Here is a 24082-nt window from a genome sequence, read left to right on the forward strand (position 1 = left end):
ACGGCCAAGGATGCGCAGCGCATGGAGCGCTTTTTCCGCCAGTTCGACGAAGTGTCGTTCTGCGAATGGCAGGACGCCAAGTGCCTGCGTGGCGTGCTGATCCAGAAAACCACCACGGCCTATCTCGCCTTCGATGTGGACGGCGAAATCGTCGGCGCGGTGCTGGGCGGCATGCTCGGCAGTCGCGGCACCATCAATCATCTGGCAGTCAGCCCGCGCTATCGCAGTCAGGGTGTCGGTCAACGCCTGGTTGAAGCGGCCTCATCCGATATGAAACGGGTCGGAGTGTTACGGATGTTTCTGTTCGTCGACGATGCTAACCTCGCGGGCAAGCGTTTTTGGACCGCCCAGGGTTTTTGCGAGCCTCATGGCGAACGGACATTTGAGAGGGATCTATGAATGAAACGTCCGGCAGTGCGCCGCTGATGGCTGCCCATCAGCCATCGCGCACGTTTGCCGAAGCCAGCCCGGTCGTCGCTGGCTACTTCACGGTGTCATTCGTGTTCGGGCTGATGGCCGTCAACGCCGGGCTGCCGATGTGGTTGCCGGTAGCGATGTGCTTGTTCGTCTATGCCGGCGCTTCGCAATTCGCCGCACTGGCATTGATCTCCAGCGGCGCCTCGCTGACCACCATTGTGCTGACCACGTTCCTGATCAATGCGCGGCACATGCTCATGTCGGTGTACATGGCCAAGGCCCTGCGCGCACTCGGTTTGAGCCGGATGGAGCGCTGGGCTTATGCCGGTGGCCTGACTGACGAATCCTTCGCTTTCCACAGCGTTAAACTCGGCACTGGCGCGCCGGTCAACGTGCGCTATCTGATCGGCTTCAACCTGTTCTGCCACACGTCCTGGGTGCTTGGCGGCTTGCTCGGCGCGGTCTGCGCGCAATATGCCGCACACCTGATCAAATATCAGCTCGATTACGCCCTGACGGCGATGATGCTCTACGTGCTGGTGTCGCTGTGCAACACCCGCAACAAACTCATCGCGGCCGCTGCTGCCGTGGTGTGCATGGGCGCGCTGAGCCTGGTCGGCAGCTCGCCGTTCAATGTGTTTATCGCCACGTTTGTGGGCTGCGGAGTGGGTGTATGCCTGACCAAACGTTCCTGATTCTGGTGGTCGCGCTGATGATGGCCGTGACCTTCCTGCCGCGCGCCTTGCCCCTGCAAGTCAACACTGAACACTGGCCGCCGTTCGTGGCGCGGGCGCTGGAATACTTGCCGGTGGCGATCGTCGCTGCGATCAGCCTGACTCCCTTGTTGATCAAGGATCAGCACATACAGCTCGATCGCCCGGAATTCTATGCCGCGATTCCGACGTTGTTATGTGCGTATTTCAGCAAAAACCTCTTTCTCAGTGTGGCGGTTGGGACGGCTGCGTACATTGCGCTCGGCTCGTTCATGTAGCGGCAGATCGACGACGTCGTTCAGCGCCTGGCTCGACAACTCCGGATTGTTCACCGCCAGGCGAACTTCGAGGAAATCCTCGAAACCGGGGAAAATCGTCAGGCCGTTCTTTTGCGCGGCCTCACGCGAGACCATGCCGACCGCATCCATCTGAGTGATCAGCGACAGGGTCAACGTTTCACTGCACGAATAAACCATGCGCTGGCCGTTCTCGTGATTGCCCAGCCCCGCATCGAGAAAACGCAAAAAGCTGTGGGAATACGGACAATCTTCTGCGGGACGCACCTGAAACTTGTTGCCCAGCAACGTCAGCGGATCGTTCTCCTGCCCGCAATGCGCACCGACGACTTGTACCTGCACATCCGGCAAGACAATGCTCGGCAGACCCGGCCGTTGCGGACCGATCAGCACCGCCAGGTCAAAGTCTTCGTTCTTCAGCTTGCTGAGGTTTTCCATCGACTCGGCATAACTGAATTCCATCTGATAATCGGGAAACACCTCAATCAGGCGTCCGATCATTCTCCGGTTGAAGTCAGCGGCCAAGGTGTTGTTTAACGCCACCTTCAACGTGCGCTGCCCCGGCACCTTCAGCGCCTCGACTTTTTCTTCCATCTGTCGCGTGGCAATCAGCACTTTGTCCATATACGGCGTCAGCTCAGTGCCTTGCGGCGTCAGCGTCAGCCCTTTGTTGGAGCGTCGAAACAAGCGGAAACCGAACTGCTCTTCGACCTTGTTCAACTGCGCGGCCAACGCCTGCACAGTCAGGCACGAATGCTCGGCTGCGGCCGACAACGAGCCGGTCTGCACGATGCGCATGAGGTTGCGTAAGGTTCTGCTATCCATGGGTAATGCCCTCTGAAGTGGGCTGGGTATTGTTGTTTACGAGACTGCCGGTCAGGCGCCATATGCTGGCTATATTCCTGTACCTGAGCATAGTTGTCGCGGGTTTAGTAGCGAATCGATGTCCCCGCCGATGGCTGGAGGCTGACACAGGATCGGGGTTTTTGGGGGGATGGGGGTGATGGGGGTCAAAAAAAGTGCGTGGTTTTGGTGCGTGGGGACGATTTTTCACGGGGAAATGGCTGACAACGTTAGTGGTTTTGGCCTGCGAAATACGTGGATGCGTCCTAGGAGAACTTGCGACCGAGCTGATAGCGGCGACTTGTTAAAGCAGATGAAGTGGCAGTGGGAAGGCATCAAGCCTATGTGGCTGCGGATCTGAATGAGGTAAGCGAATTGAGTGCATCACAAGAAGCGGTTGATCTGGACTGCCCAAATGGCACCCGGCAGCACCAGGTTATTGAGATTCGAGAGCGGCCTTCCGTTGCACGAATCCCTACGGACAAGACAGCTCAAGCGATGTTGGAAGCACTAAATATTCTGCAGCGGTTTGAGTCGGTCGACGGACTGCTCAAATAATTGAGGCAATAAAAAACCGACATCGCTGTCGGTCTTTTTTTACTCCCCAAATAGGGAAAGAGGTCTCACCCGGACACTGATCCTCAGGTCATCAGTGGGGTTCCTAACGCCGACTATCGCCACCTGATGGCAGTCGGTTTCGCGCTCTTGGGCCGATTCTCGGCATCGCGAGTAAAGCTGTCAATCTGGGTTCGGGTCATTGTCTCTACGCTTACGAATCAGATTTATAGATTGGTTCATATCTGTACTAGTATCAAAGCAAATCAAATCAGGAGAGGCGCAATGACTACCTCATCCCCAGCCCTCATCCCACGTGAACAACTTGACGCCCCCGAAGCCGGCCGCGTCGCGCTGAAGTTCTTCTTCAACCTTATGGAGCGCTGGGGCTGCAGCGCCGAGCAGCAACGCACATTACTCGGCGGCGTTGGCAACACTACTTTCTATAAATACAAACACCTGCCGAACGTACGTCTGCCTAACGACACGCTTGAGCGCATCTCCTATCTGATGGGCATTCACAAGGCGTTGAGCATCATCTTCAGCAACAGCCGTGAGCGCGCGTACACATGGGTCAGTAGTCCGAACACGGCGGCGCCGTTCAATGGGCAAACGGCGCTGGATTACATGCTCGCTGGACGCGTGGTCGATATCGCCGATGTGCGTCGTTACCTCGATGGGGTGCGCGGTTGAAGGCGCCAGAGATGGTTGATGTGGCGTGGCCGAGAGCCTATCGGATCGTCAACAGCAGCTTCCCGCCGATTGCGTTGTTCGAAGACGTGCTCGATCCCGAAGATCTGGAAGTTGCCTACGCAATTGAAGCGCTGACCAATGATCGGTTGATAGAGCAGGCCGGGGTTCTCGCCCGCGTGCGTCCCGAAGATCGACTCTCTGGCCCCGGCTCTACTCCGGTGATGGCTGCGTTCACCCACATCGGCAAACGCAGTCGTTTCTGCGACGGCACCTTCGGTGTTTACTACGCCGCGAGCAGTCAGGCTGCTGCGATCGCAGAGACCTGTTATCACCAGGAGCGATTTCTGGCGGCGACCCAGGAAGCGGATCTTGAGTTGACCATGCGCACTTACGTCAATCGGGTGGTTAAACCGCTGCACGATATCCGCCACGATCACCCCGAGCTGCACAATCCGGATCCGGACGCTTATGGGCCGTCTCAACTATTCGCCCGGCAGCTACGCGAAACCGAGTCGTGGGGACTGCTTTACAACAGCGTTCGCCTGCCGGGCCATGAATGCATCGCCGCGTTTCGACCGCCTGCGGTGTCGATTCCAAAGCAGGGCAAGCATTTGCGCTATGTATGGAGTGCGACGCAGCAGAAGATTTCGTTTGTGCTTGAAATCAGTCAGGTCTGAAACGCAAAAAGCCCTCGCATCGGCGAGGGCGTTACACCGGTGTTTACATCAACGGTTTGTCCGGCGGCACATCCATCACTTTCACCACATCATCGATCAGCGCCTTGCTCAATTCCTGCAAATACTGCGAGGCATAAGCGTGAAGATCAGGATCGCGCGAGACCGAAGTGTCCGCAGTGAGCAGTCGTGAAATGTGAAGCAAGTGCGAGGCATGGGAAAGGGCGGCGATTACCGGTACACCACGGTTGGTGCGGAACATTGCTTGATTGGAGTGGAAGGAAAAGTGGGTGAGGCCGAGGGTTTTCAGATCTTGAGAATGGGTCATTTCGCTTCACCTTCCGTTCGAGATGGACGGGCGTGAAGTGACCGGTATGCTGACGGATCAATGCTTTTCATTTGTTAACTCCCTGTATCAAATGAGAGCTGCCATTTCGTTCTCAGGCGAAAAGGTGGCAGCTATGCGCAGGCTGAGAAACCGGAGATACAGGAACCCGGCAGACCCGAAGGTCTCCCACGCACAGCCGCCATTGCACAGTAATGCTGACACAAAAAATGCGCCGGCAAACGTGAGTTGGGGCGCTGGTGCGCCTGCATCTTACCCGGGTTCTCAGGCCCGGTCGCTGAATTGGCAGCGACGAAGCGAACGGTAGCTTGAGGAAGAGCCGATGCACAATCGTGGCCAGTAGTGGCTTTGCTTGGCTTCTCGTTACAACAAATTTCTCAGGATTTCACGCCATGCGTTTTGTCGGTCATGACTTGTCCTTAGCCTTTTCTAAGCTACAAAACGAGGAGATCAGCGATGGTCTATGAACTGGAGCAATTCCAGCAGGACTTACTGGAGTCTGTACGTCAGATGAAGGCCGGTGAGGCCGCGCGCATAACGCAGATGCCGCTCTCTGCGGCGGAGGAACAAAGCGTCGAGGCAACTCTTCACTGGGGAACCGCGTTGCCATTGACTCCGCCGGTTCAGTGAGCTGAGGAACGCTGCTCATGCAATTACACCGTTTTATGGGCACGCCATAATTATTGCCAGTTCATAATTTGGCATAAAAGCGGAAATTCGGGCGTTTTGGGTAAAGCCGTGCTTGGTGGAGAAGGGCGTATGGCGATTAGACCGACGTGTGCAGAGGAGAGGCGCTATTTCTGCTGAAGCTGAACGCGGCTAAAAATATAAACACCCAGAAACAACAAAGCCCCTGCATTTCTGCAGGGGCTTCGTTTTGTATGGTGCCGGCACCAGGAGTCGAACCCGGGACCTACTGATTACAAGTCAGTTGCTCTACCAACTGAGCTATACCGGCGTGTGGGCGACGATTATAGCGACTGGATAATTTCTGTAAACCCCTGAATTCAGACTATTTTTGCATCTCTGCAAATCATGCCTTTCTCAGTACATTTCGCAGCGTTTGTACTGCCCGCACTGTCTTGCTGTTTTGCAGCGCCCGCAGCTGATTTTCGGCCTGTTCGGCGCGGTGCAGAGCGTCGGCGAGTTGTTGTGCGGTGTCGAGTTCGCCGGGGCTCAGTGGGTGGGCGAGGGCGTGGCCCTTGCAGAGCTGGAAGTTGTCGAGGTTGCACGGCGGGATGTCGAACGCGGGTTTGAGGTTGTGGTGTTCGTCGGCGAGGAACCAGGTGTTGAGGCCGTCGAACAGGATCGATTGATAGCTTGCGTCGATGATCAGGTGCTCCCACGTGTGGTCGCGCAGCCATGGGGTTTCGACGACGATGATCCATGGGCGGAAGCGGCTGAAGTCCATGCCGTGCAGGACGGTTTCTTCGTGGCCTTCGACGTCTATCTTCAAAAAATGTATGGGCCGACCGGCAGCATATTGTTCGCAGATGGAGGTCAGTGTGCGGGCTTTGACGGTGAGGCTGCGCACGTCCATGCCGAGGTCTTTGCGCTGCTGGGCGACGGCGGAATCGGCGGTGGAGAGGCCTGTGCCGGGAATGCCATAGAAGGTCATTTCGCCGGATTGGTCGCTGGCGATGCACTGCACGGTGGTGTCGCGCGGGCGTTGTTGGCAGAGCGCGTCGTAGTAGTTTTGCATCGGCTCGACGTTAACGCCGTGCCAGCCGTGATCGTAGAAGGCTCTGGTGACAGAGTCGTGGCTGGGGTCGTTGGCACCGACGTCGATGTAGAAACCGTGTTCGAACTGTTTAAGCGCGCGCCACAAGCGGACGTCTTCAAAATTCTGCGCATAAGAAATGAACGTCACGGGCGCTTCCTGTCGGTCTGATTGTTCTTGTTTGAAGGTGCGCTGGCGGCACGCTGTGGACTTGTATAGCAAGGCTGGCGATGCGCCGCAATTATTCGCTTCGAACCAGTAAATTTCGGCGGTTATGTCGTTTTGATTGGCGGCTTATGCACAACGGGCTGGCACGAGACCATGCTTAGGCGGTTATTTGCGGACGCATTCTCATTTTGTTCGCAAATACCTGTTTTATTGGTTTTTTATCAATGTGAACAAAAAATGACCAGCGCTGTTAAAGGCTCGAAACAGGCATGGATATTGGATCCACGAAGAATTCATCAACAGAGTTATCCACAGGTCGGCCGTGGATTATCCGCGTTCGGCCAATAGCAGCAGGTTACGTGGTGTGAGGGGGGCTTCGCAGAAGGTACCGAGGCGTACGACGTATCCCTGTTCGGCGAGAAAAAGCGCCCGATCCAGAGTCAGCCAAAGCTCCAGTGGTCGTCGGAACAATCCGCGAAGCAATTCGAGGTTGCGGACTTCGGCCAATCGCTGCCGACCGGCGGCTTCGAATGCAGACCAATCGAGCGAACCGATTGTGGATAACTCTTTAAGCGCAGCCAGTTCGTGGCAGTAATCCGCGAACGGCTTTTCCAGCCAGGCGCTTGGCAGGGATGGCGTTGGCAAGTATTCGTCGACGCCACGCACCTGCCGTTGCAGCAGGTCGAACGCCAGTCGTCGAGCCATCGAAGTGTCACGCTGGCGTCGGACGCGTGCACCGGCGGTGACGGTTTCGCTCATCGGTAGTGCCAGATCTTCCAGCGAGAGCTGTAGGAGCGATGCCAGTCCGGCGTGGGACAACGGCAGATATTCGCTGCGACTGATGCGGTTGTAGCAGCAGGGCGCGATCGCCATTTGCTGGCAACCTGCAGCACTGGCCAGTTGCATCAGCCGAACATGCAGATCGCCGCAAGCATGGAGAGCGACGGGCGTGTGAGTCGCGCTCAACACAGCAGCGGCGTCCGCTGCCAGGACATCCTGTTCCACATGCAAAGCGTGCAATTGATGACGCTGACTCAATGCCTGACCGCTGGCGACCAATAGAGGGTCGTATTCAACGCACGTCAGTTGCTGTCCCGCGCCCAGTAAGCGCCGCCCCAAATGCCCCTTGCCCGAACACCAATCCAGCCAGTGCGTCGGCTGCGAAGCAAAGGACAAACGGCTGGCAAACGCCTCGATCTGCTGCCACTTACGCCCCGGCACATCGACATTCAATCGATGCCCCGCAGCTTCCAGCGCATGCCCCGGCAACTCGCCAACCGAGCTCAACTCAGCCGACATCGCCGCCAATGAAGCGAACGGCTCCGGCGCATCGACAAGATCAGCAGGTTGGTTGTGAGCGCTTTCCGCGTCGTCCAGTGTGCGCCCACGCAGCCAAGAGGCCAGCTCCGGGTAGGATTCTTCCCAAGGAAGATGTAGATGAGTGAACGGTCGGGGTTTCCACAGCGCCTGATGCTCAATCAAAAAAGCATCCAGCGCCGTAAAGCGGGCGAGTAAGTCCTCGCCCGTCAGCACGTGGGAAATATCAGCGCCCTTGGCAGGCATCGACGCGCAGCCAGCGCTCCAGCAGCTTGAAGCCGCGCACGAGCACGTAAGCCATCAGCAGATAGAACACGCCCGCCGCGAAGAAGATTTCCACCGGCAGATAGGTGCGGGCAATGATCGTGCGCGCCATGCCGGTCAGTTCCAGCAAGGTCACGGTACTGGCCAGAGCGCTGGCCTTGAGCATCAGGATCACTTCGTTGCTGTAGGCCGGCAGGCCGATGCGCGCTGCTCGCGGGAGGATGATGTAGAACATCGCTTTCGGCTTGGACATGCCCAAGGCCCGCGCCGCTTCGATTTCCCCCGGCGGAATCGCCTGGATCGCCCCGCGCAGGATCTCCGCGATGTACGCCGCCGTATGCAGCGTCATGGTCACGGTTGCACACCAGAACGGATCGCGCAGGTACGGCCACAATGCGCTTTGACGCACCGCGTCGAACTGCGCCAGGCCGTAATAAACCAGAAACAGCTGAACCAGCAACGGCGTGCCACGGAAAAAGAAGATGTAGGCGTAAGGCAGCGAGCGCACGTACCACAGCTTCGAAGAGCGGGCGATGCCCAGCGGAATCGCCAGCAGCAGACCGGCAATCACGGCGATGGCCACCAGTTCCAGGGTCAGGGTCGCGCCCTGTGCCAGTTTCGGCAGCCATTTGATGATGACTTCCCAGTTCATTTAAGCGCTCCTCGCAAAGCCGCGAGCGGCGCGTTTTTCCAGGAAGTGCATGCCGGTCATCGCCAGCACGGTCAGGCCCAGGTACATGATCGCGGCGACCATATAGAAGGTGAACGGTTGTTTCGACACGGTCACGCCGATTTGCGCATGACGCATGATTTCTTCCAGGCCAATCACCGAGACCAGCGCGGTGTCTTTCATCAGGATCATGAACAGATTGCCCAGGCCGGGCAGGGCGATACGCCACATTTGCGGCATGATCAGCCGAGTGAAGATCCGCCATTTCGACAGGCCCAGAGCCTGACCGGCCTCACGGTGGCCTTTGGGAATGGCGAGGATCGCACCACGGAACACTTCCGTGGCGTAGGCGCCGAAGCACAGGCCGAGGGCGATGACACCGGCGGCGAAGGCATTGAGTTGCAGGTCGGGGTTGCCGAAGAACTCGCCGAGGGCGCGCATCAGATTGACCGTACCGAAGTAGATCAACAGTACCCAGAGCAATTCCGGGACGCCACGCACAAGGGTCGAATAGGTGCCGCCAAGCCATTGCAGCGGCTTGTACGGGGAAGTCTTGGCCAAGGCGCCGAGCAGACCGAGCACCAATCCCAGGCACAGGGCCGTAAGGGCCAGTTGGACGGTCATCAGCGCGCCGGCAGCGAGGGCCGGGCCGAATCCGTAGAGGTCGATAATCATGGAGTTCTGTTCAAATTGCGGCAGGCAAAGTCGGGAGCCGGCGCCGTTCAATCACGGCGCCAGTCCCACAGGTCAGGATCAGTAGATGCTGAACGGGAAGTACTTGTCGTTGATCTTCTTGTAGGTACCGTCGGCGACGATTTCCTTCAGGGCAGCGTTCAACTTCTCACGCAGTGGATCGCCTTTACGCACAGCGATGCCGATCTTGTCGCTTTCTACGACCGGGTCACCTTTGAACTCGTAGTTCTTGCCAGCGTCGCTTTTCAGCCAGTCATAGTTGGCATACTTGTCGGCGAGGATCGCGTCGACACGACCGGAGGTCAGGTCGAGGTAGGCGTTTTCCTGGGTGTCGTAGAGGCTGACTTTGATGTCATCGGCGTAGGTGTCTTCCAGCCAGGTACCGGCCAGGGTCGCACGCTGGGTACCGATGGTCTTGCCTTTCAGCGAGTCCTTGTCGGTTTTGAAGTCGACGTTTTTCGGTGCTATGAACTGCAGCTTGTTGGAGTAGTACGGGTCGGTGAAGTCGACCGCGCCTTTGCGCTCGTCGGTGATCGACAGCGATGAGATCAGGAAGTCGAACTTCTTCGCGTTCAGTGCCGGGATGATGCCGTCCCAATCGGAAGTGACTACGGTGCACTCGACTTTCATCTTCGCGCACAGGGCGTCGCCGATGTCTTTGTCGAAGCCGACCACGTTGCCGCTGGCGTCTTTGTTGTTGAATGGCGGGTAAGCCGCTTCGATGCCCATCTTCAGGGTTTCAGCCATGGCACCGGCGCTGAACGCGAGGGTGACAGCGGCGGCCAGGAAGACCTTCTTGAAATTCTGCATGCATGTTGCTCCGTTAGCGGTTGCTGGACATGAATTGTTTGCAGCGCGCCGAAAGCGGGTTTTCGAACACCTGCTGAGGCGATCCTTGCTCTTCTATTAGACCTTGGTGAAGGAACACCACTTCGCTGGAGACCTGACGGGCGAAGCCCATTTCGTGGGTCACAAGCAGCATGGTGCGGCCTTCTTCGGCCAATGCGCGGATGACACTAAGTACTTCCTGAACCATTTCCGGGTCAAGCGCCGAGGTGGGTTCGTCGAACAGGATCACCTTCGGCTGCATCGCCAGCGTGCGGGCAATCGCCGCGCGTTGCTGCTGGCCACCGGACAATTGCGCCGGGTAGGCGTGGCGCTTGTCAGCGATGCCGACCTTGGCCAGCAGCGCTTCGGCGACTTCGATCGCCTCGGCCTTACTCTGGCCGAGCACGCGGCGCGGTGCCTCGATGATGTTGTCGAGGATGCTCATGTGCGGCCACAGATTAAAGTTTTGAAACACAAAACCAATCTCGGAGCGCAGGCGGTTGATCTGTTTGCCATCGGCGGCAACCAGTTCGCCATTTTTGGCGGCCTTGAGCTTGAGTTCTTCACCGGCCACCAGAATCTGGCCTTGGTGCGGGTTTTCCAGCAGGTTGATGCAACGCAGGAACGTGGACTTGCCGGAACCGGAGGAACCGAGGATCGAGATCACATCGCCGTCGCGGGCGGTCAGCGAGATGCCTTTGAGCACCTCAAGCTGTCCGTAGCGTTTGTGCAGGTTGCGGATTTCAAGCGCGGGCGTGGCCTCAGCCATGTGCGTTCCTCATATATGTTGCGCTCCAGCTGTTGGATGGCCGTCCTGGCGAGGCGGCCAAGCTAGCATAGCGTTTCAATGGCAGCCAACAGCGCTACGAGCGGTTAACGGGTGGCATGTGGCAGGTTGTCGCATCGGCACAGCAGACTGTCGCCCCATCAACAACCGAACGGGTGTTTGATCGTGCAAACCCGTGGGTGTCGCGTAAAAAAAGGCGCGATGTTGCCAGCTTTGGCGGGGTGTTGGAAGCGCTATCCGGCCGAACGTTCCTGATTCGCCCTTTTATTGTGCATCCCGCACTTTTTCAGTGTGTTTCTGGTGCGCTGATTTGTCTTGAAAGTGAGTCGCAGGGTAACGTTCTGGCGAATAGCCATTAATCTCAAGGACTTGCGATGACTGTCCGGTCGCGGGCAAAGCCGCGAGTCAGAAGACTTTGAAACATTTTGGCGCATTTATTGCGTGCAGAATAAGGAACGCCCCGTTGGATTCTTTTTACGAGAAGGAAATGCCAGACGGGCCGGACGCAATCGCTTTCCTCGCAAAGGTAGTTTCGATGAGCAGTACCCCAAGCTCCAATGGCCTCGAACAGGGGCTCAAACCGCGTCATGTGACCATGTTGTCGATCGCCGGTGTAATCGGCGCCGGTCTGTTCGTTGGCTCCGGCCACGCCATCGCAGCCGCCGGCCCCGCCGTGCTGCTGGCCTATGCCGCCGCCGGTACCCTAGTGGTGTTGGTGATGCGCATGCTCGGCGAAATGGCCGTTGCCTCGCCGGACACCGGTTCGTTCTCGACTTACGCCGACCGTGCCATCGGGCACTGGGCCGGTTTCACCATCGGCTGGTTGTACTGGTGGTTCTGGGTGTTGGTGATTCCGCTGGAAGCCAACGCCGCTGCGACCATCCTGCACGCATGGTTCCCTGATGTCGGCATCTGGGCGTTCGCGCTGGTCATCACCCTGTTGTTGACCGTCACCAACCTGTTCAGCGTAAAGAATTACGGCGAGTTCGAATTCTGGTTCGCCCTGATCAAAGTGCTGGCAATCATCGGCTTCATCATTCTCGGTCTGGCGGCGATCTTCGGCTTCCTGCCGAACAGCCAGGTCAGCGGCGTTTCGCACCTGTTCGACAGCGGCGGCTTCCTGCCAAACGGCATGGGTGCGGTGCTGGGTGCAATCCTGACTACCATGTTCTCCTTCATGGGTACCGAAATCGTGACCATCGCGGCCGCGGAATCGAAGAATCCGGGCAAGCAAATCTCCAAGGCTACCAACTCGGTGATCTGGCGGATCGGCTTGTTCTACCTCGTGTCGATCTTCATCGTTGTGGCCCTGGTGCCGTGGAACGATCCTACGCTGGCCAACCTCGGTTCCTACCAGACCGTGCTTGAGCGCATGGGCATCCCGAACGCCAAGATGATCGTCGACATCGTGGTTCTGGTCGCGGTAACCAGCTGCCTGAACTCGGCGCTGTACACCTCGTCGCGCATGCTCTTCTCCCTTGGCAAGCGCGGCGACGCCCCGGCCATGGCGACCCGCACCAACAAAAGCGGTACGCCTTACTGGGCGGTGATGCTGTCCACCGGCGCGGCGTTCCTCTGCACCTTCGCCAACTACGTGGCCCCGGCCGCCGTGTTCGAATTCCTGCTGGCCAGCTCCGGCGCGATCGCACTGCTGGTGTACCTGGTGATCGCGTTCTCGCAACTGCGCATGCGTAAACAGCGTATGGCGCGCGGCGAGAAAATCGTCTTCAGCATGTGGCTGTTCCCGGGCCTGACCTACGCGGTGATCATCTTCATCGTCGCAGCCCTGACCATCATGCTGTTCCAGGAAGCGCATCGCGTGGAGATCCTCGCGACTGGTCTGCTGAGCCTGATGGTGGTGGCTGCCGGTTTGCTGGTGGCACGCCGTCGCAAGCTGGAAAAACGTGGCGCGGTGGTGTTGAACTGATCCGTAACGCGTAATGCAAAACGGCCGCTGTCAGTGATGACGAGCGGCCGTTTTTGTTTGTGAGCGATGTTTATTCGCTCTTGTCTTCCTGTGCTTCCACCGACTTGCCATACGCATCCAGCGCAACCCCGAAATCGGTGATGAACTGTGGCTCGCTCAGCCAGGCCTGGGCTTCTTCGATCGTTACGCCTTCGGCCCACATGCGGTAGTCGATCAGCATGTCAGCGGCCAGGTGGGTGGCGGCCATGCCTTCGTTGTCGGCGTTTTCCATGTCCAGCAGTTCTGGATGATCAACGATGACGAACGCGAGTTCGCGCAGCAGGGTCAGCAGCATTTCGTTGCGGCTGATGGCTTCGGCGTCGCGCATTTTGCTGAACATCGCCAGGGTGTATTCCGGGATCGGCTCGGCGAGGTGGTCGAGGTCTTCGTCCTGTTCCAGTGGCTTGCGGCCGACCATACGGATTTGCTTGGCTTTGGCCTTGGCGCGTTTGGCGCGTTTCTGTTGCTTGTTCAGGGATGCCATGGGAACTCAGTTCTTCTGTTGGGTTTGCGCGGCGATTGCGTCGGACGCCGCCACATAGTCGGCCTGGAAGGCCGGGGATTCGATCCACGCCAGCGCGCCGGCCTCGTCGGTTTCCTGCGACCACTGGCGATACTCGATCAGTGCGGCGAGGATGAAATCCATCGCGCCTTCTTCGCCTTCCTGCTCATAAACCAGTTCCAGCAACGGGTCTTCGAGGAACGCGCTGCACATCGCTTGCTGGCTGATCTTCTCGGCGTCGATCATTTTCTTGAACAACTCGGTCAGGTCCACCGATTCGAAGTCGATGCGGTCGTCGTTCGGGTCCAGCTCGACCGGCGCTTCAGCGCGCTTGGTGCGGTTCTGCTTGGCCTTGGCTTTGGCCCGAGTGGCGCGTTTTTGCTGCTTGTTGGCGGAGGCCATGATGTGTTCCGTCGTGCGTTGAGAGGGCTCAGCTGCGTGGGACTTGCCGCCCGGGTGTGTCGGGGGCCAGTGTGCCGGTTTGCAGCCAGGTCAGAGCGATGGGCCATAGTGTGGCTTGGTATGCGCTGCGAAAAAAGGCGAAATGTCCGACTTGTTGTTCGCCGATGTCCTGCGGCTCGATGCGCAGGTGGGTTTTTTCAGCGTTGTCGAAATAACCGAGCAGGCGTTCGATCGCCGGGATTGTGCCGTAAGGGTCGTCGCTGATGCTGATGGCCATGGTCTGTGCGCGGACATTGGCGAAGGGCAGGGCGCCGGTCTTTTTCATCAATGCGCGACCACTGGGACGCCGTTCGTAACGCGCGGCAGGCGTGCTCCAGTCGCGTACAACGCCGGTCGGCGTATCTTCCAGCCAGCCGAGTCGCTTGCCGGGGAAGAAGCCGCAGAACAGCGTCAGCAACGGCATGACGACATGCCATTTGCCGAACATGCGCCAGCGTTGTTCGGGGGCGTAATCGCGCCAGTAGGCGAACTGCGCACCAACGGTGACCAGCCGTCGGATAACCCGCCCGGACTCGCCCAGACCTGCCGCGCAACCGCCGAAACTGTGACCGACCACGTCGATGGGCTGACCGGGGAACTCCCGTTGCGCGCGTTTGAGCATCGCTTCGAAATCCAGGGCGCCCCAATCTGTCCATGAAGCATTCAAGCCTTTGATCGACACGGAGCGCGATTCGCCGATGCCACGGTAGTCGTAGGTCATCACGTCGAAACCATTGGCAAACAGGTAAGCCGCGAAGCGCGAGTAGTGGCGGCAACGTACCGATGTGGCGGCGTTGATGATGACCACTGGGCGTTGCGAGTCGGGCAAGGAATGACGCCAGCCGAAACCGCCAAGTGCAAAACCGTCGGCGGCCGCTTCTTTGAAAGGCTCACCTTGCTCAGCAGTCAAGGTTGGCGACCCTGACTGCATGTCTTGCCTTGCGGGCATGTCCTGACAGCTCATGACGCTCGGCCTTGAAGAGTGAGCTGACAACGATAGTCTCAGCGCCGCCCGGCAACAATCCGCAAGTTTTACTCGGTGGATTGAGTGAGCCTGCGCTCTTCGATCAACGCCTGCTCGCGATTGAGTTCTGCGCGTAACTCGTCTTCACTCGGCAGGATCGTCTTGTAACTGCTGGCGAACAGTTGCTCATTGCCCTTGAGCATTGAGTAGCGCGCCACCGAGTCGTTGCTCTCGGCAGACAAAATGATGCCAACAGTCGGCTTGTCGCCCTCGCTGCGCATGAGCTCGTCGTACATGCGCACATACATATCCATCTGCCCGACATCGCGGGCGCTGAGCTTGCCGCGTTTGAGATCAATGATCACAAAGCATTTGAGCAGGTAGTTGTAGAACACCAGATCGATGTACAGATCGACGCCGTCGGTACTGATGCGTTGTTGGCGGGCGACAAAGGAAAAGCCTTTGCCCAGCTCTAGCAGAAAGCCCTGCAGATGGTCGATCAGAGCTTGTTCGAGACCGCTTTCCCTGACCTTGCCTGCCGAGGGCAGGCCGAGAAATTCGAGCATGACGGGGTCGCGAATGAATTCACGCGGATTGCATTTCATTGCTTCGATGTTGGTGGTGGCTTCTTCGATCACATCGGCCTTGTCGCGACTCATGAGAAGCCGCTCGTAGTAGAGCGTGAGGATCTGACGATCGAGGGCGCGGCTTGACCAGTTCAGGTTGGCGCATTCGTCCATGTACCAGTGGCGTGCTTTTTCGCTTTCGACCCGCAGTAGTCGGCGGTAGTGGGTCCAGCTCAATTCGGGACGCAGTGCGTCTCGAATTGGAAATTTTTGATAAAACAGGCGCATCTTCCACAAATTAGTTTCATCAAAGCCTCTTCCGAACTGTCCAGTCAGATCCTTCGCCAGTAGCCTAATCAGTTGTTTTCCATAGCCCGCACGCTGGGCTCCCTGCTGTTCAAACTCGACAATATGCCTGCCGATCTGCCAGCAGGTTTGCACTTGAATCGTGTCCACCGCACGCAGCACTTTTTGCCGCGCTTGGCGAATCAGTTCGCCCAGCTCCCCCAGCAACGAATCGATTTTCGGGTCTTGCGAGTCAGCAGGTTTTAGCGGGCTCATCGGCTCTTCCACATCGTTGGAAACAGGCGTCAAAGCATGCCAAGAGTCGCTGCGTGGGTATGTCGGGCGAGCCGGTGAAGTTGGAAGGAAGAGGAGATTGGTATTGCAGGACGTTGCCGCTGAAAGAGGCGTCAGACAGTAAAGGTCTGTAGTCCTTTTCGTACATGCTCGTGAGTCGTGGTGATTGCAAAGCCTGAGCGCGGGTACAATCCCGCGCCTCATCTTTTGTGACGTAGGGAAGTGCTGGTTTGAAAGGGATTTTGCGTGTTGTTGGTGTTGCAGGCCTCATGTTGCAGTTGGCTGGTTGTGGAACGTTTATCGGGCGTTTGAATGACGGTTTGTCCGATGCTCAGTATTACCGTGGGGTGGATGGCAATCTTCACCTGTTGGGTGTGCGTGGTGGGGGCAGCGATGGCATGCCGGCGGCGATCGTCTGTTACATGATGATTGTCTGCCCGGTCATCACCGTTGTATCCCTGCCAGTGGATGCCGCGCTGGATACGGTTTTGCTGCCGATCGATTACATCAATACGCTTTAGGTTTTATTTGCGCGGCGCTTGCTCTTCGGCGTGTGCACTGGCTCCTGCACTTTGCGATAGATCCACACGCCGAACACACCCACCGCCAGCAGAAACACTGTGCCAACGCTCTGCCAGACAAACTCGAACCAGAACTGCCGAGGTTGCAGGGCCAGCGTATAAGTGCTGCGCGGGCCGCGATTATTGGTGGTGATGGAGCCAGTGATCCAGCTGTCGACCAGCATCCAGATCGACAACCCGATGGCTAAAGTAATCAGCAGAGCAACGAGAACAGTCAGCCAGTACGTCACGCGACTTGGGCGATAGGGTGGTGGATGGGGCAGGGGGACGCGGGTTTTCCTTTGGTTCATGACGCTTGGGGCCTGTTTCCGGCATTGATGAACTGCGCTATCTCGTTGGCCAATTCCATTGCGCGCGGCGGGTTTTCCCTGAGCCACGTTGATACGGCGTGGTCGCACCCTGGCAGGACGATTTTTCTGAACTGATGCGGGCTCAGGTTCTTTTCAATGGCCTCGATGACCTCATAGGGAATTGCGCTGTAGATAGCGCGCTCGCTCCATTGCTGCGTCCCGGCAGACGTCCCGGCGATCCCGCCAAAATTGGTGTCCGGAAGACCGTCGTACTCGCCGATCACCAGCAGGACTTGCCCTTCGAACGTGCGCAGGAACTCCAGCGATGGCGAGTCGAGAAAACCGTAAGGCACAGAAATGGCACGTTTGAACGGTTCCCCGAAGTGGTGCTGCCAGGCTGCCTCCGCATACAGGGCCGGACAGAACAGCACAATGCGCCTGACTGAATCGTGATGAGCCTGCGCCACCTTGAGCGCCAGTGCGCCCCCCAGACTGTGACCGATCACTGTGCTGAACTCGGCGCCAAGATGATCGGCAAACCCTAAGGCCTCATGAAGATTCTGCGCCAGTGAAGTGGCTTCAAGGGCCACATCGGCGCCGGGTCCGTGGCCGGAAAGATTGAAGCTCAGGCTGGCAATCCCCTGCGCCTGCAAGGGGTGCAGAATGGCGTTGAGTCGCGAATAGTCAGAGCGGGCGCCGTGAATCGCCAGCACCTTTGGCATTGACGCTTCGCCGTCGGAGCCGCTCAGTACTCGAGCTTCCAGTTGATAGCCCGCAAAGTTCTGCGAAAAGAAAAACTCGGGACCGGTTGGCGCCTCATCGAACTGCAATCGAGACTGAAGTCGAGACGCGCCGGTCAGCGCCAACCGATTGATCACAAGGAAGCCAGGGTGTGCAGGACTGCAACACGCAATGGATTGGTCTCCACACTCAGCAGCTTGATTGCCAGGGCGCAGCAGACCACGATCAACATGGGTTTGATCAAGCGTGGGCCGACCCGGACAGCGGCTCTGGCGCCGAGTTGTGCGCCGAGAAAGGCTGCCAAAGCCATGGCAATCGCAATCGGCCAGATGATCACGCCTTTGGTGATGAAGACGGACAGCGAACCCAGGTTGCACGAAGCGTTGGCCAGTTTGGTGAAACTCATGGCCCGCATCATGCCAAGCCCGCAGAGCAGCACGAAACCGACGATAAAAAACGAGCCTACACCCGGACCGAAAATGCCGTCGTAGAAGCCCAGGATCGGCGCCACGGTGAACGAGAAGAGCAGAATGCCGATTCTCTTGCGTCGATCCTCATTGGCCAGTTTCGGCGAGAGCGCAAAGTAGATCGCCACCAGAATAAGCATGACGGGCACGCACACTTCCAGATAGCGCTTATCAATAGAGCTGACCAAGAGTGCCCCGCTGGCGCCCCCCAGGAACGCGCAGATAACCAGGAAGCGCCCCTCGCGCCATTCAATCATGCCTTTGCGAGCAAAAGTGACCGTGGCCGAGATAGTCGCCGACGCGGCCTGAAACTTGTTGGTGGCAATCGCACTAATCGGGTCGACGCCGGCCAGAAACAAGGCAGGCAAAGTAATCAATCCACCACCCCCGGCAATCGCATCAAAAAAACCGGCGCAAAAAGCCACGAGCGCCAACATGCCAATTACATCCCAAGCCATTACGTTTTCCCTTTTATAGTTATTGGTCAGCCATCCACATGGCTGACCATTCAGCAGCTTTGACGTGCGCTAAATATCAGCCCTGTATTAGCAGCGGATCATCTGAAATGACAATCGGGGATGAGAACTTCGACAGGCCGAAGATGCGCACCAATACACGCCGGTTATCTTTGATGACATCGCGACAGTGCAGGGCCCGAACGTTATTGATCACCATGGCCGACTCTTGCGTCAGTGTGTATTGCACCGGTGTTGCTTTACTCACGCTTTGGCAAAGCGCGGAATAAGCCTCTTTTACAAAGTCCGAAGCGTTTTCGTTGACCGAAAAACGGTACGAGTTGAAACGCGCGGCGAATCCGACGTTGTCATCGAACTCCAGAATCGAAACATTACGGCCGTCTTCGCCCTTGCCGTTGACGAATGAGTCGCTGCGGGTGAACTGGAAGCTGCCGGTCGTGAGCGCGAGGCATCCGGTGACGCCGATTTCATCCAGCAGGGGTGGCAATGGAATCACCGAGGTCGGTTCCAGGCTTGGATTCCACAGGGCCGATAGAATCAACGACGAAGGCGAGGGCGAGTGCCCGTCTTTCGCGTTGACGGCGCACCAGTACGGCGCTTCGGTGTGCGGGCCGAGCGCGAGACCGGAGTGAGAGCTCAGCTCTTTGATTTCCGGTTCATCATTGATTTTTGTCAGTCCGCCGCCCTTGAAGTTGGCGACCAAGCGGACCAGTTTGCCTTCGTTGTCCATGTCGTAGGCAAAGGAGCTGTTATCCACCAGTTTCAACAGAATCTGATTGCGTGCCGCCAGACACAGTACGTCGTGACGGTTCTCCAGCGCGGCCAGCTCGGGAAGCTCATCCGGTGGGCTGGTCTCGGTGAATGTTTGCATGCCCTCAAAAATCAGCAGGGAGACGAGGCCGTCGGAGTAAGCGCCAAGCAGTTCGCATTGATCTTTGGAAAACGAAAACTTCAACTCGGTCGCTGCCAGCGAAGCCTTGGACTTGGCGCCTGCGGCTTGTGGCCCGCCCATGCCTGCCAGTTCTTCGGAGAACTTGTGCAGTAGCGTTGCTTGTTGCGTATCAAAACTGAAAGTTCTGACTTCCTGTTCAACTAAAGACTCAACGGTTTTATTGGTTTGTTGTAGGGCTTCGGTCATTTTTTACATCCCTGTCGTATCGGCTCCCTTTGTATTTTTTTATGGGAGCTGTTGGCTGTTTCGATGATGCAGTACGTGCCGAGCGCACGCACAGATCCGGACGTGGGCGAGTTGATACAGGTCTGGTTTTTTCGGGAGGGCACAGGGCGCTGTGACGCGACAGTTCAAACAAATGTTGAATGCCGGGTCCGTGTTTGCTGTCGCTTGCCTGACAGTTGAAACAACAGCAGATGACCTGCGCTGAGGTCTTGTCCTCCATGACAACGTTATGAGGGGGCTTAGTTCTGCGAGCGATCCTGCTCGCAGACGCAACTCTCCTGCTGCCTGCAATAACCTCGATAGGTTCCGAAAGCTCGAGGGAGCGGAGTGCGTTATTCGGGTAATGCGTTAAATGCTGATCGTCAGGGCTGAAGTGCCCGGAGATTATTTCGGGCAATCAACAATGACCTGCCGGAAAAAGCTGACGGAGCCTAACATCAATATAATGGCCAGCAAAAGCACTGGAAGAGGGGGTGAAGCGCGGCCTGTTAAATCGCAGGCATAAAAAAACCCTGAATCTTGCGATTCAGGGTTTTCGGTATTTGGTGCCCAGAGACGGAATCGAACCGCCGACACGGGGATTTTCAATCCCCTGCTCTACCGACTGAGCTATCTGGGCAACGGGGCGCATTAAAAGGGTTTTTCGGATTTACGTCAACGACTTTTTTAAAATTTCTTAAATTAATTCCGTCGCTTACGATCCGACCCCCGATTTTGCGGGGTTTACTCGGCAGGCGGAACGTAGCCCTCAGCCTTGGCGTAATCCTCGCCGGAGAAGTACTTGTCCATTTCGCCCTGAAGATATTTGCGGTCTTCGGCGTTCATCATGTTCAGACGCTTTTCGTTGATCAGCAGAGTCTGGTGTTTCTGCCAGTCAGCCCAGGCCTTGGCCGAGACGTGGTCAAAAATATCCTGACCTTTGGCGCCCGGGAAAGGAGCGCGTTCCAGCGCGGGCAATTCTTCTTTGTACTTACGGCACATGATGGTGCGGGTCATGATGACTCTCCTGCATTCAATACGGCGGCCGCGCGTTCGAGCAAGGTTTTGACCGGGGCGGCGAGGCCCAGGCGCGGCGGGGTGGCGAGGTTATACCAGAGCCAGTCGGCCTCGGCCACGTGATGGGCGGCCTCCTGCACCTGAACCAGCCAGGGTTCGATGGACAGCTGGAAATGGCTGAACGTGTGGACAAGGCTCGGCAGCGCCTGCTGCTCGCCCATGGTCAGCGAGTGCTGATCGGCAAGATGTTGCAGGTCGTCGAGGTCATCGAGTTCCGGCAAGCTCCACAAACCGCCCCACAGGCCCGTCGAAGGGCGACGGTAAAGCAGAATCGCGCCGTCGACGTTGGCGAGCATCGGCATCAGCGTGCGCTTCTGCGGGATGGCTTTGCGCGGCTTGGGGATCGGGTAGCGGGTCTCCAGGCCGAGCATGTGTGCTTCGCAACCACGCTCCAGCGGACACAGCAGGCAACTCGGCTTGCTGCGCGTACACAGCGTTGCTCCGAGGTCCATCATCGCCTGGGTGTAGGCGTTGACCCGATCGTGCGGCGTAAAGCGCTCAGCGTTGGCCCAGAGCTGTTTGGCGACCTTCGGCTCGCCGGGGTAGCCCTCTTGCGCGGTAAAGCGCGCGAGCACGCGTTTGACGTTGCCGTCGAGGATCGGCGCGCGCAGGCCCATGCTGATGCTGGCGATGGCGCCAGCGGTGGACAGGCCAATGCCCGGCAAATCCGTGAGCTTTTCAACGTCCCGGGGAAATTCGCCACCGTATTGGCTGACGACGATCTTCGCGGTCTTCTGCAAATTGCGCGCACGAGTGTAGTAACCGAGGCCGGTCCACAGGTGCAACACTTCATCTTCCGGCGCCTCGGCCAGCGCTTCGACCGTCGGCAGCGCGGCCATGAAACGGTCGAAGTAATTGAGCACAGTGCTGACCTGGGTCTGTTGCAACATGATCTCGGACACCCACACCCGATACGGGTTGATGTCCTGCTGCCAAGGCAAATCGTGGCGGCCGTGGCGGTCGAACCAATCCAGCACCGCCGAAGAAAATTGCTCCGCTCTCATCGCTTGAACAGCCCCTTCAATGCGTTTTTCAGCTCCGGGCTGACCTTGTCACCGAGTTTTTCGTCGATTTTTTCACTGAGCTTGTCGCCGGCCAGTTTGGTCGCCACCTGACCGAGGCGATCGTTGTCGACGCGGCAGGCTTTAGCGCCCAATTCGAGCGGGCCACGGCAGCGCAGCGGCCACTCGATGCCGACGAATTTCTCGCCGACCTGACAGGCCGGGTCCGGCATGGCGCTGGTGTCGCCTTCGACGATGATGCCGACGCGGTAGTCCATGCCGAGCACGCGCAGGTCGATGTCGCCGTCACCGTTGACGGTCATGCCGGGGATGCGCACTTTCAGGTCCGGGTTGCTGGCGATGCCGTTGCGGAAGGTCAAGTTGCCCTTGAGCTCCTGGAACGGTGTGTCCTTGCCCCGTGGCTCACCGCTGAGGGTTTTGCGGTTGAGCGTGGCGATGCCTTTGCACAGTTGCTGTTCAAGGTTGGCGTTGAGCAGCACGCCGTTGTTGATCACGAAACTGGCGTTGCCGTTAAGCGTGTCGATCAGCGCCTGCTGGCTGTTGCCGCTGCCAGTGACATTGCTGGTGAGGGTCACCAGACCTTTGACGGGCGGGTTCTTGCCTTGGCTTTCGAGGATTTTTTCTACCGGGACCCGATTGAGTTTGGTCTGCAGGTTCAGCACAGGCGCGCTCGGGCGTACATCGAGGGTGCCATTGGCGGTGAAACCGCCGTTGTACAACTCGCCGCTCAGGTTGGTCAGGGTCAGCAGACCGCCCTGGCCGGTGGCTTTCAGTGCGGCGTTGTGGATCGGCAGTTTGTCGAGTGTCAGTTGGCCAAAGGTCAGATCGGCATCGACGTCGAGTTTGGCCAGGCGTTCAACCGGCAACAGGCGCTCGGTGCTCCAGGCGGTTTTGCTCGGTTTGTCCGGCAGCGGCGTGGAGCCGGCACCGGCCATGGCATCAGCTTCGGTGCTAGCGACTTCGGCCTGACGCACTTGCGTGGCGCTGTTGGCTTGCGCTGATTTGGGTGGCAGGTAGCGGTCGACGTTGAAGGTGTCAGCCTTGAGGATTGCCCGCAGCGATTGCTTGGCGAAATCTTCGACGGCGATGCGACCGCTGAAGCTGCTGTCGTCCAGTTTCAGATTGATATTGTCGAACGCGATGCTGGTTGGCGTGGCTGCCACGCGGCTGACCAATTCGACCTTGCTTAGGCTGCCTTCGGCCATGGCTGGGAGTTTCTGGCCGATGCTGTCGACGAATTTCGCCAGATCGAACTGGGCGATGGATATGCCGCCGGTAATCTGCGGGGTCTTGTCGAGGTCGTTGGCTTTCAGCTCACCCAAGGCGCGCAACTGGTTGGCAGAGATCTTGATGCCGGTCCATTCGGCGACGTTCGCGGCTTTATCCAGCGATAACTGGCCCTGAGCGGCGAAGGTCATGGTCTTGCCTTGCAAAGGATCGCCGGCCAGTTCGCCGGACAGCTTCATGTCTTCGAACCTGTAGCGTTGCAGGGCGCGCTCGATGCGCAGCTCGCCGGTGAGCTCGGTACGCACGCGCAAGACGGGCTGGTTGGTGCCGAGGAATGCCGTGGCTTTCAGCGGAATATTCGTCGAGTCGTGTACCGGGCCGGTGCTCAACTGGATGCTTTCGGCGCTGAACTGCTTGCCCGTAAGTTCATCGTTGTATTCAACGCGGGCGTTGTTGACGGTCAGGCTGTCGATGTCGAGGCGGATCGGCTGTGGCGGTTTTTCGGGTTGGGCAGGGGCCTCTGCAGTGGCTGTGCTGGCAGGCGCAGGACTGCCGGCAGGTGCGGCGGCTGTCGGCACCTTGCCTATGTCTTCCCAGTTGCCGTGGCCGTTCTTGTCGCGTTTCAGGCGCAGGTTCAGGCCTTCAACGCGTACATCGCTCATCTGCACTTCGCGGCGCAACAGCGGTAGCACGCGCACGGACAGGCCGAGCATCTGCAGATCGGCATACGGTTCGGTCGGATTGATCAGGGTGGCAACGCTGGCCTCGTGCAGTTCCAGGCCGAGCCATGGGAACAGGCTCCAGCCGATATCGCCATTGAGCGTCAGCTCGATGTGGGCCTTGTCGCGGGCTATCTGGCGGATCTCGTCTTTATAGTCGTTGGGATCGAAGAGGTGGGTCAGGGCAAAACCTGCCGCCACAATGATCAGCAACAACCCGAGAAGTACCAGACCCAGGATTTTGCCGAACGCTTTCATGGGCGAGTCCTTGTAGTTAGTCGAATTCGTAATTTAGCCGGGGAGTATAGCGCCGCAACCGCCCGG

At 58.1% G+C, this 24082-nt stretch carries 26 protein-coding genes, 2 tRNA genes and 1 pseudogene; 8 read left to right on the plus strand and 21 right to left on the minus strand.

The window, feature by feature from the left end; translation table 11 throughout:
- Positions 1 to 21 precede the first annotated feature (21 nt).
- The 3 genes from ACZZ0G_RS13310 to ACZZ0G_RS13320 are packed head-to-tail and all read left to right on the plus strand — an operon-like array spanning position 22 to position 1408.
- Positions 22 to 399 (plus strand): GNAT family N-acetyltransferase, encoded by a 378-nt coding sequence (locus ACZZ0G_RS13310; protein WP_042608609.1) that lies wholly within the window; start codon positions 22 to 24, stop codon positions 397 to 399.
- The gene (locus ACZZ0G_RS13315; RefSeq protein ID WP_077570277.1) at positions 396 to 1112 is read left to right on the plus strand and encodes an AzlC family ABC transporter permease; all 717 of its coding nucleotides are present in this window, start codon (positions 396 to 398) and stop codon (positions 1110 to 1112) included. The genes ACZZ0G_RS13310 and ACZZ0G_RS13315 overlap by 4 nt, the downstream gene beginning before the upstream one ends.
- Positions 1091 to 1408, plus strand: coding sequence for an AzlD domain-containing protein (locus ACZZ0G_RS13320; RefSeq protein WP_007952614.1), 318 nt, complete (start codon positions 1091 to 1093; stop codon positions 1406 to 1408). Before ACZZ0G_RS13315 ends, ACZZ0G_RS13320 begins: the two co-directional genes overlap by 22 nt.
- Here the strand turns inward: ACZZ0G_RS13320 and ACZZ0G_RS13325 are convergent.
- Entirely contained in the window at positions 1325 to 2251 is a 927-nt protein-coding gene (locus ACZZ0G_RS13325; RefSeq protein ID WP_016986311.1) for a LysR family transcriptional regulator, read from the minus strand. The two genes, ACZZ0G_RS13320 and ACZZ0G_RS13325, sit on opposite strands and share 84 nt — an antisense overlap.
- Before the next feature lie 858 nt (positions 2252 to 3109).
- On the opposite strand from ACZZ0G_RS13325, the gene ACZZ0G_RS13330 reads away from it, so the two are divergent.
- Entirely contained in the window at positions 3110 to 3517 is a 408-nt protein-coding gene (locus tag ACZZ0G_RS13330) for an MbcA/ParS/Xre antitoxin family protein (protein WP_463556438.1), read from the plus strand.
- Between the two features lie 11 nt (positions 3518 to 3528).
- Positions 3529 to 4194, plus strand: a complete 666-nt coding sequence (locus ACZZ0G_RS13335) for an RES family NAD+ phosphorylase (RefSeq protein ID WP_008080522.1) — start codon at positions 3529 to 3531, stop codon at positions 4192 to 4194.
- A gap of 43 nt (positions 4195 to 4237) precedes the next feature.
- Here ACZZ0G_RS13335 and ACZZ0G_RS13340 read toward each other — a convergent pair whose 3' ends face one another.
- A complete protein-coding gene (locus tag ACZZ0G_RS13340; protein WP_401164827.1) occupies positions 4238 to 4519 on the minus strand; it encodes a DUF3077 domain-containing protein in 282 nt (93 codons plus the stop codon).
- Between the two features lie 474 nt (positions 4520 to 4993).
- Between ACZZ0G_RS13340 and ACZZ0G_RS13345 the strand changes: the two are divergent.
- A pseudogene (locus ACZZ0G_RS13345) lies at positions 4994 to 5104 on the plus strand (helix-turn-helix domain-containing protein); the annotation flags it as partial.
- Positions 5105 to 5419: 315 nt separating this feature from the next.
- Here the strand turns inward: ACZZ0G_RS13345 and ACZZ0G_RS13350 are convergent.
- From ACZZ0G_RS13350 to ACZZ0G_RS13380, 7 genes are all read right to left on the minus strand, one after another.
- Positions 5420 to 5495 (minus strand) — tRNA-Thr (locus ACZZ0G_RS13350).
- A 75-nt stretch (positions 5496 to 5570) separates the two neighbouring features.
- Positions 5571 to 6407 (minus strand): FkbM family methyltransferase, encoded by an 837-nt coding sequence (locus ACZZ0G_RS13355; RefSeq protein WP_463556439.1) that lies wholly within the window; start codon positions 6405 to 6407, stop codon positions 5571 to 5573.
- A gap of 345 nt (positions 6408 to 6752) precedes the next feature.
- The gene (locus tag ACZZ0G_RS13360; protein WP_463556440.1) at positions 6753 to 7988 is read right to left on the minus strand and encodes a methyltransferase; all 1236 of its coding nucleotides are present in this window, start codon (positions 7986 to 7988) and stop codon (positions 6753 to 6755) included.
- A complete protein-coding gene (locus ACZZ0G_RS13365) occupies positions 7969 to 8658 on the minus strand; it encodes an ABC transporter permease (RefSeq protein WP_064388941.1) in 690 nt (229 codons plus the stop codon). Before ACZZ0G_RS13365 ends, ACZZ0G_RS13360 begins: the two co-directional genes overlap by 20 nt.
- Complete coding sequence (locus ACZZ0G_RS13370) at positions 8659 to 9351, minus strand: ABC transporter permease (RefSeq protein ID WP_007909165.1); 693 nt, start codon at positions 9349 to 9351, stop codon at positions 8659 to 8661. It abuts the gene before it with no gap.
- A gap of 78 nt (positions 9352 to 9429) precedes the next feature.
- Entirely contained in the window at positions 9430 to 10179 is a 750-nt protein-coding gene (locus tag ACZZ0G_RS13375; RefSeq protein WP_008080539.1) for an ABC transporter substrate-binding protein, read from the minus strand.
- A 13-nt stretch (positions 10180 to 10192) separates the two neighbouring features.
- Complete coding sequence (locus ACZZ0G_RS13380) at positions 10193 to 10966, minus strand: ABC transporter ATP-binding protein (RefSeq protein ID WP_007909167.1); 774 nt, start codon at positions 10964 to 10966, stop codon at positions 10193 to 10195.
- Positions 10967 to 11519: 553 nt separating this feature from the next.
- Here ACZZ0G_RS13380 and gabP point away from each other — a divergent pair.
- The gene (gabP, locus tag ACZZ0G_RS13385; protein ID WP_093430017.1) at positions 11520 to 12911 is read left to right on the plus strand and encodes a GABA permease; all 1392 of its coding nucleotides are present in this window, start codon (positions 11520 to 11522) and stop codon (positions 12909 to 12911) included.
- A gap of 70 nt (positions 12912 to 12981) precedes the next feature.
- Here gabP and ACZZ0G_RS13390 read toward each other — a convergent pair whose 3' ends face one another.
- The 4 genes from ACZZ0G_RS13390 to ACZZ0G_RS13405 form a co-directional block, all read right to left on the minus strand.
- Positions 12982 to 13434 (minus strand): hypothetical protein, encoded by a 453-nt coding sequence (locus ACZZ0G_RS13390; RefSeq protein ID WP_064117023.1) that lies wholly within the window; start codon positions 13432 to 13434, stop codon positions 12982 to 12984.
- Between the two features lie 6 nt (positions 13435 to 13440).
- Positions 13441 to 13854: a hypothetical protein gene (locus tag ACZZ0G_RS13395; protein WP_236168218.1), complete on the minus strand. Its 414-nt coding sequence runs from the start codon at positions 13852 to 13854 to the stop codon at positions 13441 to 13443.
- Positions 13855 to 13882: 28 nt separating this feature from the next.
- Complete coding sequence (locus tag ACZZ0G_RS13400; RefSeq protein WP_463556441.1) at positions 13883 to 14857, minus strand: alpha/beta hydrolase family protein; 975 nt, start codon at positions 14855 to 14857, stop codon at positions 13883 to 13885.
- Positions 14858 to 14925: 68 nt separating this feature from the next.
- Positions 14926 to 15984, minus strand: coding sequence for a PDDEXK nuclease domain-containing protein (locus ACZZ0G_RS13405; RefSeq protein ID WP_463558855.1), 1059 nt, complete (start codon positions 15982 to 15984; stop codon positions 14926 to 14928).
- Between the two features lie 248 nt (positions 15985 to 16232).
- On the opposite strand from ACZZ0G_RS13405, the gene ACZZ0G_RS13410 reads away from it, so the two are divergent.
- Entirely contained in the window at positions 16233 to 16523 is a 291-nt protein-coding gene (locus ACZZ0G_RS13410) for a YceK/YidQ family lipoprotein (RefSeq protein WP_160037882.1), read from the plus strand.
- Here the strand turns inward: ACZZ0G_RS13410 and ACZZ0G_RS13415 are convergent.
- The 8 genes from ACZZ0G_RS13415 to ACZZ0G_RS13450 all read right to left on the minus strand — a co-directional run bounded on the left by ACZZ0G_RS13415 (position 16520) and on the right by ACZZ0G_RS13450 (position 24016).
- Complete coding sequence (locus ACZZ0G_RS13415; RefSeq protein WP_463556442.1) at positions 16520 to 16873, minus strand: hypothetical protein; 354 nt, start codon at positions 16871 to 16873, stop codon at positions 16520 to 16522. The genes ACZZ0G_RS13410 and ACZZ0G_RS13415 overlap by 4 nt on opposite strands.
- Positions 16870 to 17751: an alpha/beta hydrolase gene (locus tag ACZZ0G_RS13420; protein WP_463556443.1), complete on the minus strand. Its 882-nt coding sequence runs from the start codon at positions 17749 to 17751 to the stop codon at positions 16870 to 16872. The genes ACZZ0G_RS13415 and ACZZ0G_RS13420 overlap by 4 nt, the downstream gene beginning before the upstream one ends.
- Positions 17748 to 18539 carry a TSUP family transporter gene (locus tag ACZZ0G_RS13425; RefSeq protein ID WP_463556445.1) on the minus strand — a complete coding sequence of 264 codons (792 nt, stop codon included), beginning with the start codon at positions 18537 to 18539 and terminating at the stop codon, positions 17748 to 17750. The genes ACZZ0G_RS13420 and ACZZ0G_RS13425 overlap by 4 nt, the downstream gene beginning before the upstream one ends.
- Positions 18540 to 18615: 76 nt before the next feature.
- Positions 18616 to 19695, minus strand: coding sequence for a hypothetical protein (locus tag ACZZ0G_RS13430; RefSeq protein ID WP_463556446.1), 1080 nt, complete (start codon positions 19693 to 19695; stop codon positions 18616 to 18618).
- Between the two features lie 582 nt (positions 19696 to 20277).
- Positions 20278 to 20353, minus strand: a tRNA-Phe gene (locus ACZZ0G_RS13435).
- A 104-nt stretch (positions 20354 to 20457) separates the two neighbouring features.
- On the minus strand, positions 20458 to 20730 hold the full coding sequence (locus ACZZ0G_RS13440; RefSeq protein ID WP_003220737.1) for an oxidative damage protection protein: 273 nt from the start codon (positions 20728 to 20730) through the stop codon (positions 20458 to 20460).
- Entirely contained in the window at positions 20727 to 21794 is a 1068-nt protein-coding gene (gene mutY / locus ACZZ0G_RS13445) for an A/G-specific adenine glycosylase (RefSeq protein ID WP_463556447.1), read from the minus strand. The genes ACZZ0G_RS13440 and mutY overlap by 4 nt, the downstream gene beginning before the upstream one ends.
- The gene (locus ACZZ0G_RS13450) at positions 21791 to 24016 is read right to left on the minus strand and encodes an AsmA family protein (RefSeq protein WP_463556448.1); all 2226 of its coding nucleotides are present in this window, start codon (positions 24014 to 24016) and stop codon (positions 21791 to 21793) included. Before ACZZ0G_RS13450 ends, mutY begins: the two co-directional genes overlap by 4 nt.
- Positions 24017 to 24082: the final 66 nt, after the last annotated feature.

Source organism: Pseudomonas sp. AC169 (assembly GCF_979258515.1).

Coding starts and splice junctions, on each gene's coding strand:
- ACZZ0G_RS13310 (WP_042608609.1), top strand. CDS start 22: ATGGAGCGCTTTTTCCGCCAGTTCGACGAAGTGTCGTTCTGCGAATGG.
- ACZZ0G_RS13315 (WP_077570277.1), top strand. CDS start 396: ATGAATGAAACGTCCGGCAGTGCGCCGCTGATGGCTGCCCATCAGCCA.
- ACZZ0G_RS13320 (WP_007952614.1), top strand. CDS start 1,091: ATGCCTGACCAAACGTTCCTGATTCTGGTGGTCGCGCTGATGATGGCC.
- ACZZ0G_RS13325 (WP_016986311.1), bottom strand. CDS start 2,251: ATGGATAGCAGAACCTTACGCAACCTCATGCGCATCGTGCAGACCGGC.
- ACZZ0G_RS13330 (WP_463556438.1), top strand. CDS start 3,110: ATGACTACCTCATCCCCAGCCCTCATCCCACGTGAACAACTTGACGCC.
- ACZZ0G_RS13335 (WP_008080522.1), top strand. CDS start 3,529: ATGGTTGATGTGGCGTGGCCGAGAGCCTATCGGATCGTCAACAGCAGC.
- ACZZ0G_RS13340 (WP_401164827.1), bottom strand. CDS start 4,519: ATGACCCATTCTCAAGATCTGAAAACCCTCGGCCTCACCCACTTTTCC.
- ACZZ0G_RS13360 (WP_463556440.1), bottom strand. CDS start 7,988: ATGCCTGCCAAGGGCGCTGATATTTCCCACGTGCTGACGGGCGAGGAC.
- ACZZ0G_RS13365 (WP_064388941.1), bottom strand. CDS start 8,658: ATGAACTGGGAAGTCATCATCAAATGGCTGCCGAAACTGGCACAGGGC.
- ACZZ0G_RS13370 (WP_007909165.1), bottom strand. CDS start 9,351: ATGATTATCGACCTCTACGGATTCGGCCCGGCCCTCGCTGCCGGCGCG.
- ACZZ0G_RS13375 (WP_008080539.1), bottom strand. CDS start 10,179: ATGCAGAATTTCAAGAAGGTCTTCCTGGCCGCCGCTGTCACCCTCGCG.
- ACZZ0G_RS13380 (WP_007909167.1), bottom strand. CDS start 10,966: ATGGCTGAGGCCACGCCCGCGCTTGAAATCCGCAACCTGCACAAACGC.
- gabP (WP_093430017.1), top strand. CDS start 11,520: ATGAGCAGTACCCCAAGCTCCAATGGCCTCGAACAGGGGCTCAAACCG.
- ACZZ0G_RS13390 (WP_064117023.1), bottom strand. CDS start 13,434: ATGGCATCCCTGAACAAGCAACAGAAACGCGCCAAACGCGCCAAGGCC.
- ACZZ0G_RS13395 (WP_236168218.1), bottom strand. CDS start 13,854: ATGGCCTCCGCCAACAAGCAGCAAAAACGCGCCACTCGGGCCAAAGCC.
- ACZZ0G_RS13400 (WP_463556441.1), bottom strand. CDS start 14,857: ATGAGCTGTCAGGACATGCCCGCAAGGCAAGACATGCAGTCAGGGTCG.
- ACZZ0G_RS13405 (WP_463558855.1), bottom strand. CDS start 15,984: ATGAGCCCGCTAAAACCTGCTGACTCGCAAGACCCGAAAATCGATTCG.
- ACZZ0G_RS13415 (WP_463556442.1), bottom strand. CDS start 16,873: ATGAACCAAAGGAAAACCCGCGTCCCCCTGCCCCATCCACCACCCTAT.
- ACZZ0G_RS13425 (WP_463556445.1), bottom strand. CDS start 18,539: ATGGCTTGGGATGTAATTGGCATGTTGGCGCTCGTGGCTTTTTGCGCC.
- ACZZ0G_RS13430 (WP_463556446.1), bottom strand. CDS start 19,695: ATGACCGAAGCCCTACAACAAACCAATAAAACCGTTGAGTCTTTAGTT.
- ACZZ0G_RS13440 (WP_003220737.1), bottom strand. CDS start 20,730: ATGACCCGCACCATCATGTGCCGTAAGTACAAAGAAGAATTGCCCGCG.
- mutY (WP_463556447.1), bottom strand. CDS start 21,794: ATGAGAGCGGAGCAATTTTCTTCGGCGGTGCTGGATTGGTTCGACCGC.
- ACZZ0G_RS13450 (WP_463556448.1), bottom strand. CDS start 24,016: ATGAAAGCGTTCGGCAAAATCCTGGGTCTGGTACTTCTCGGGTTGTTG.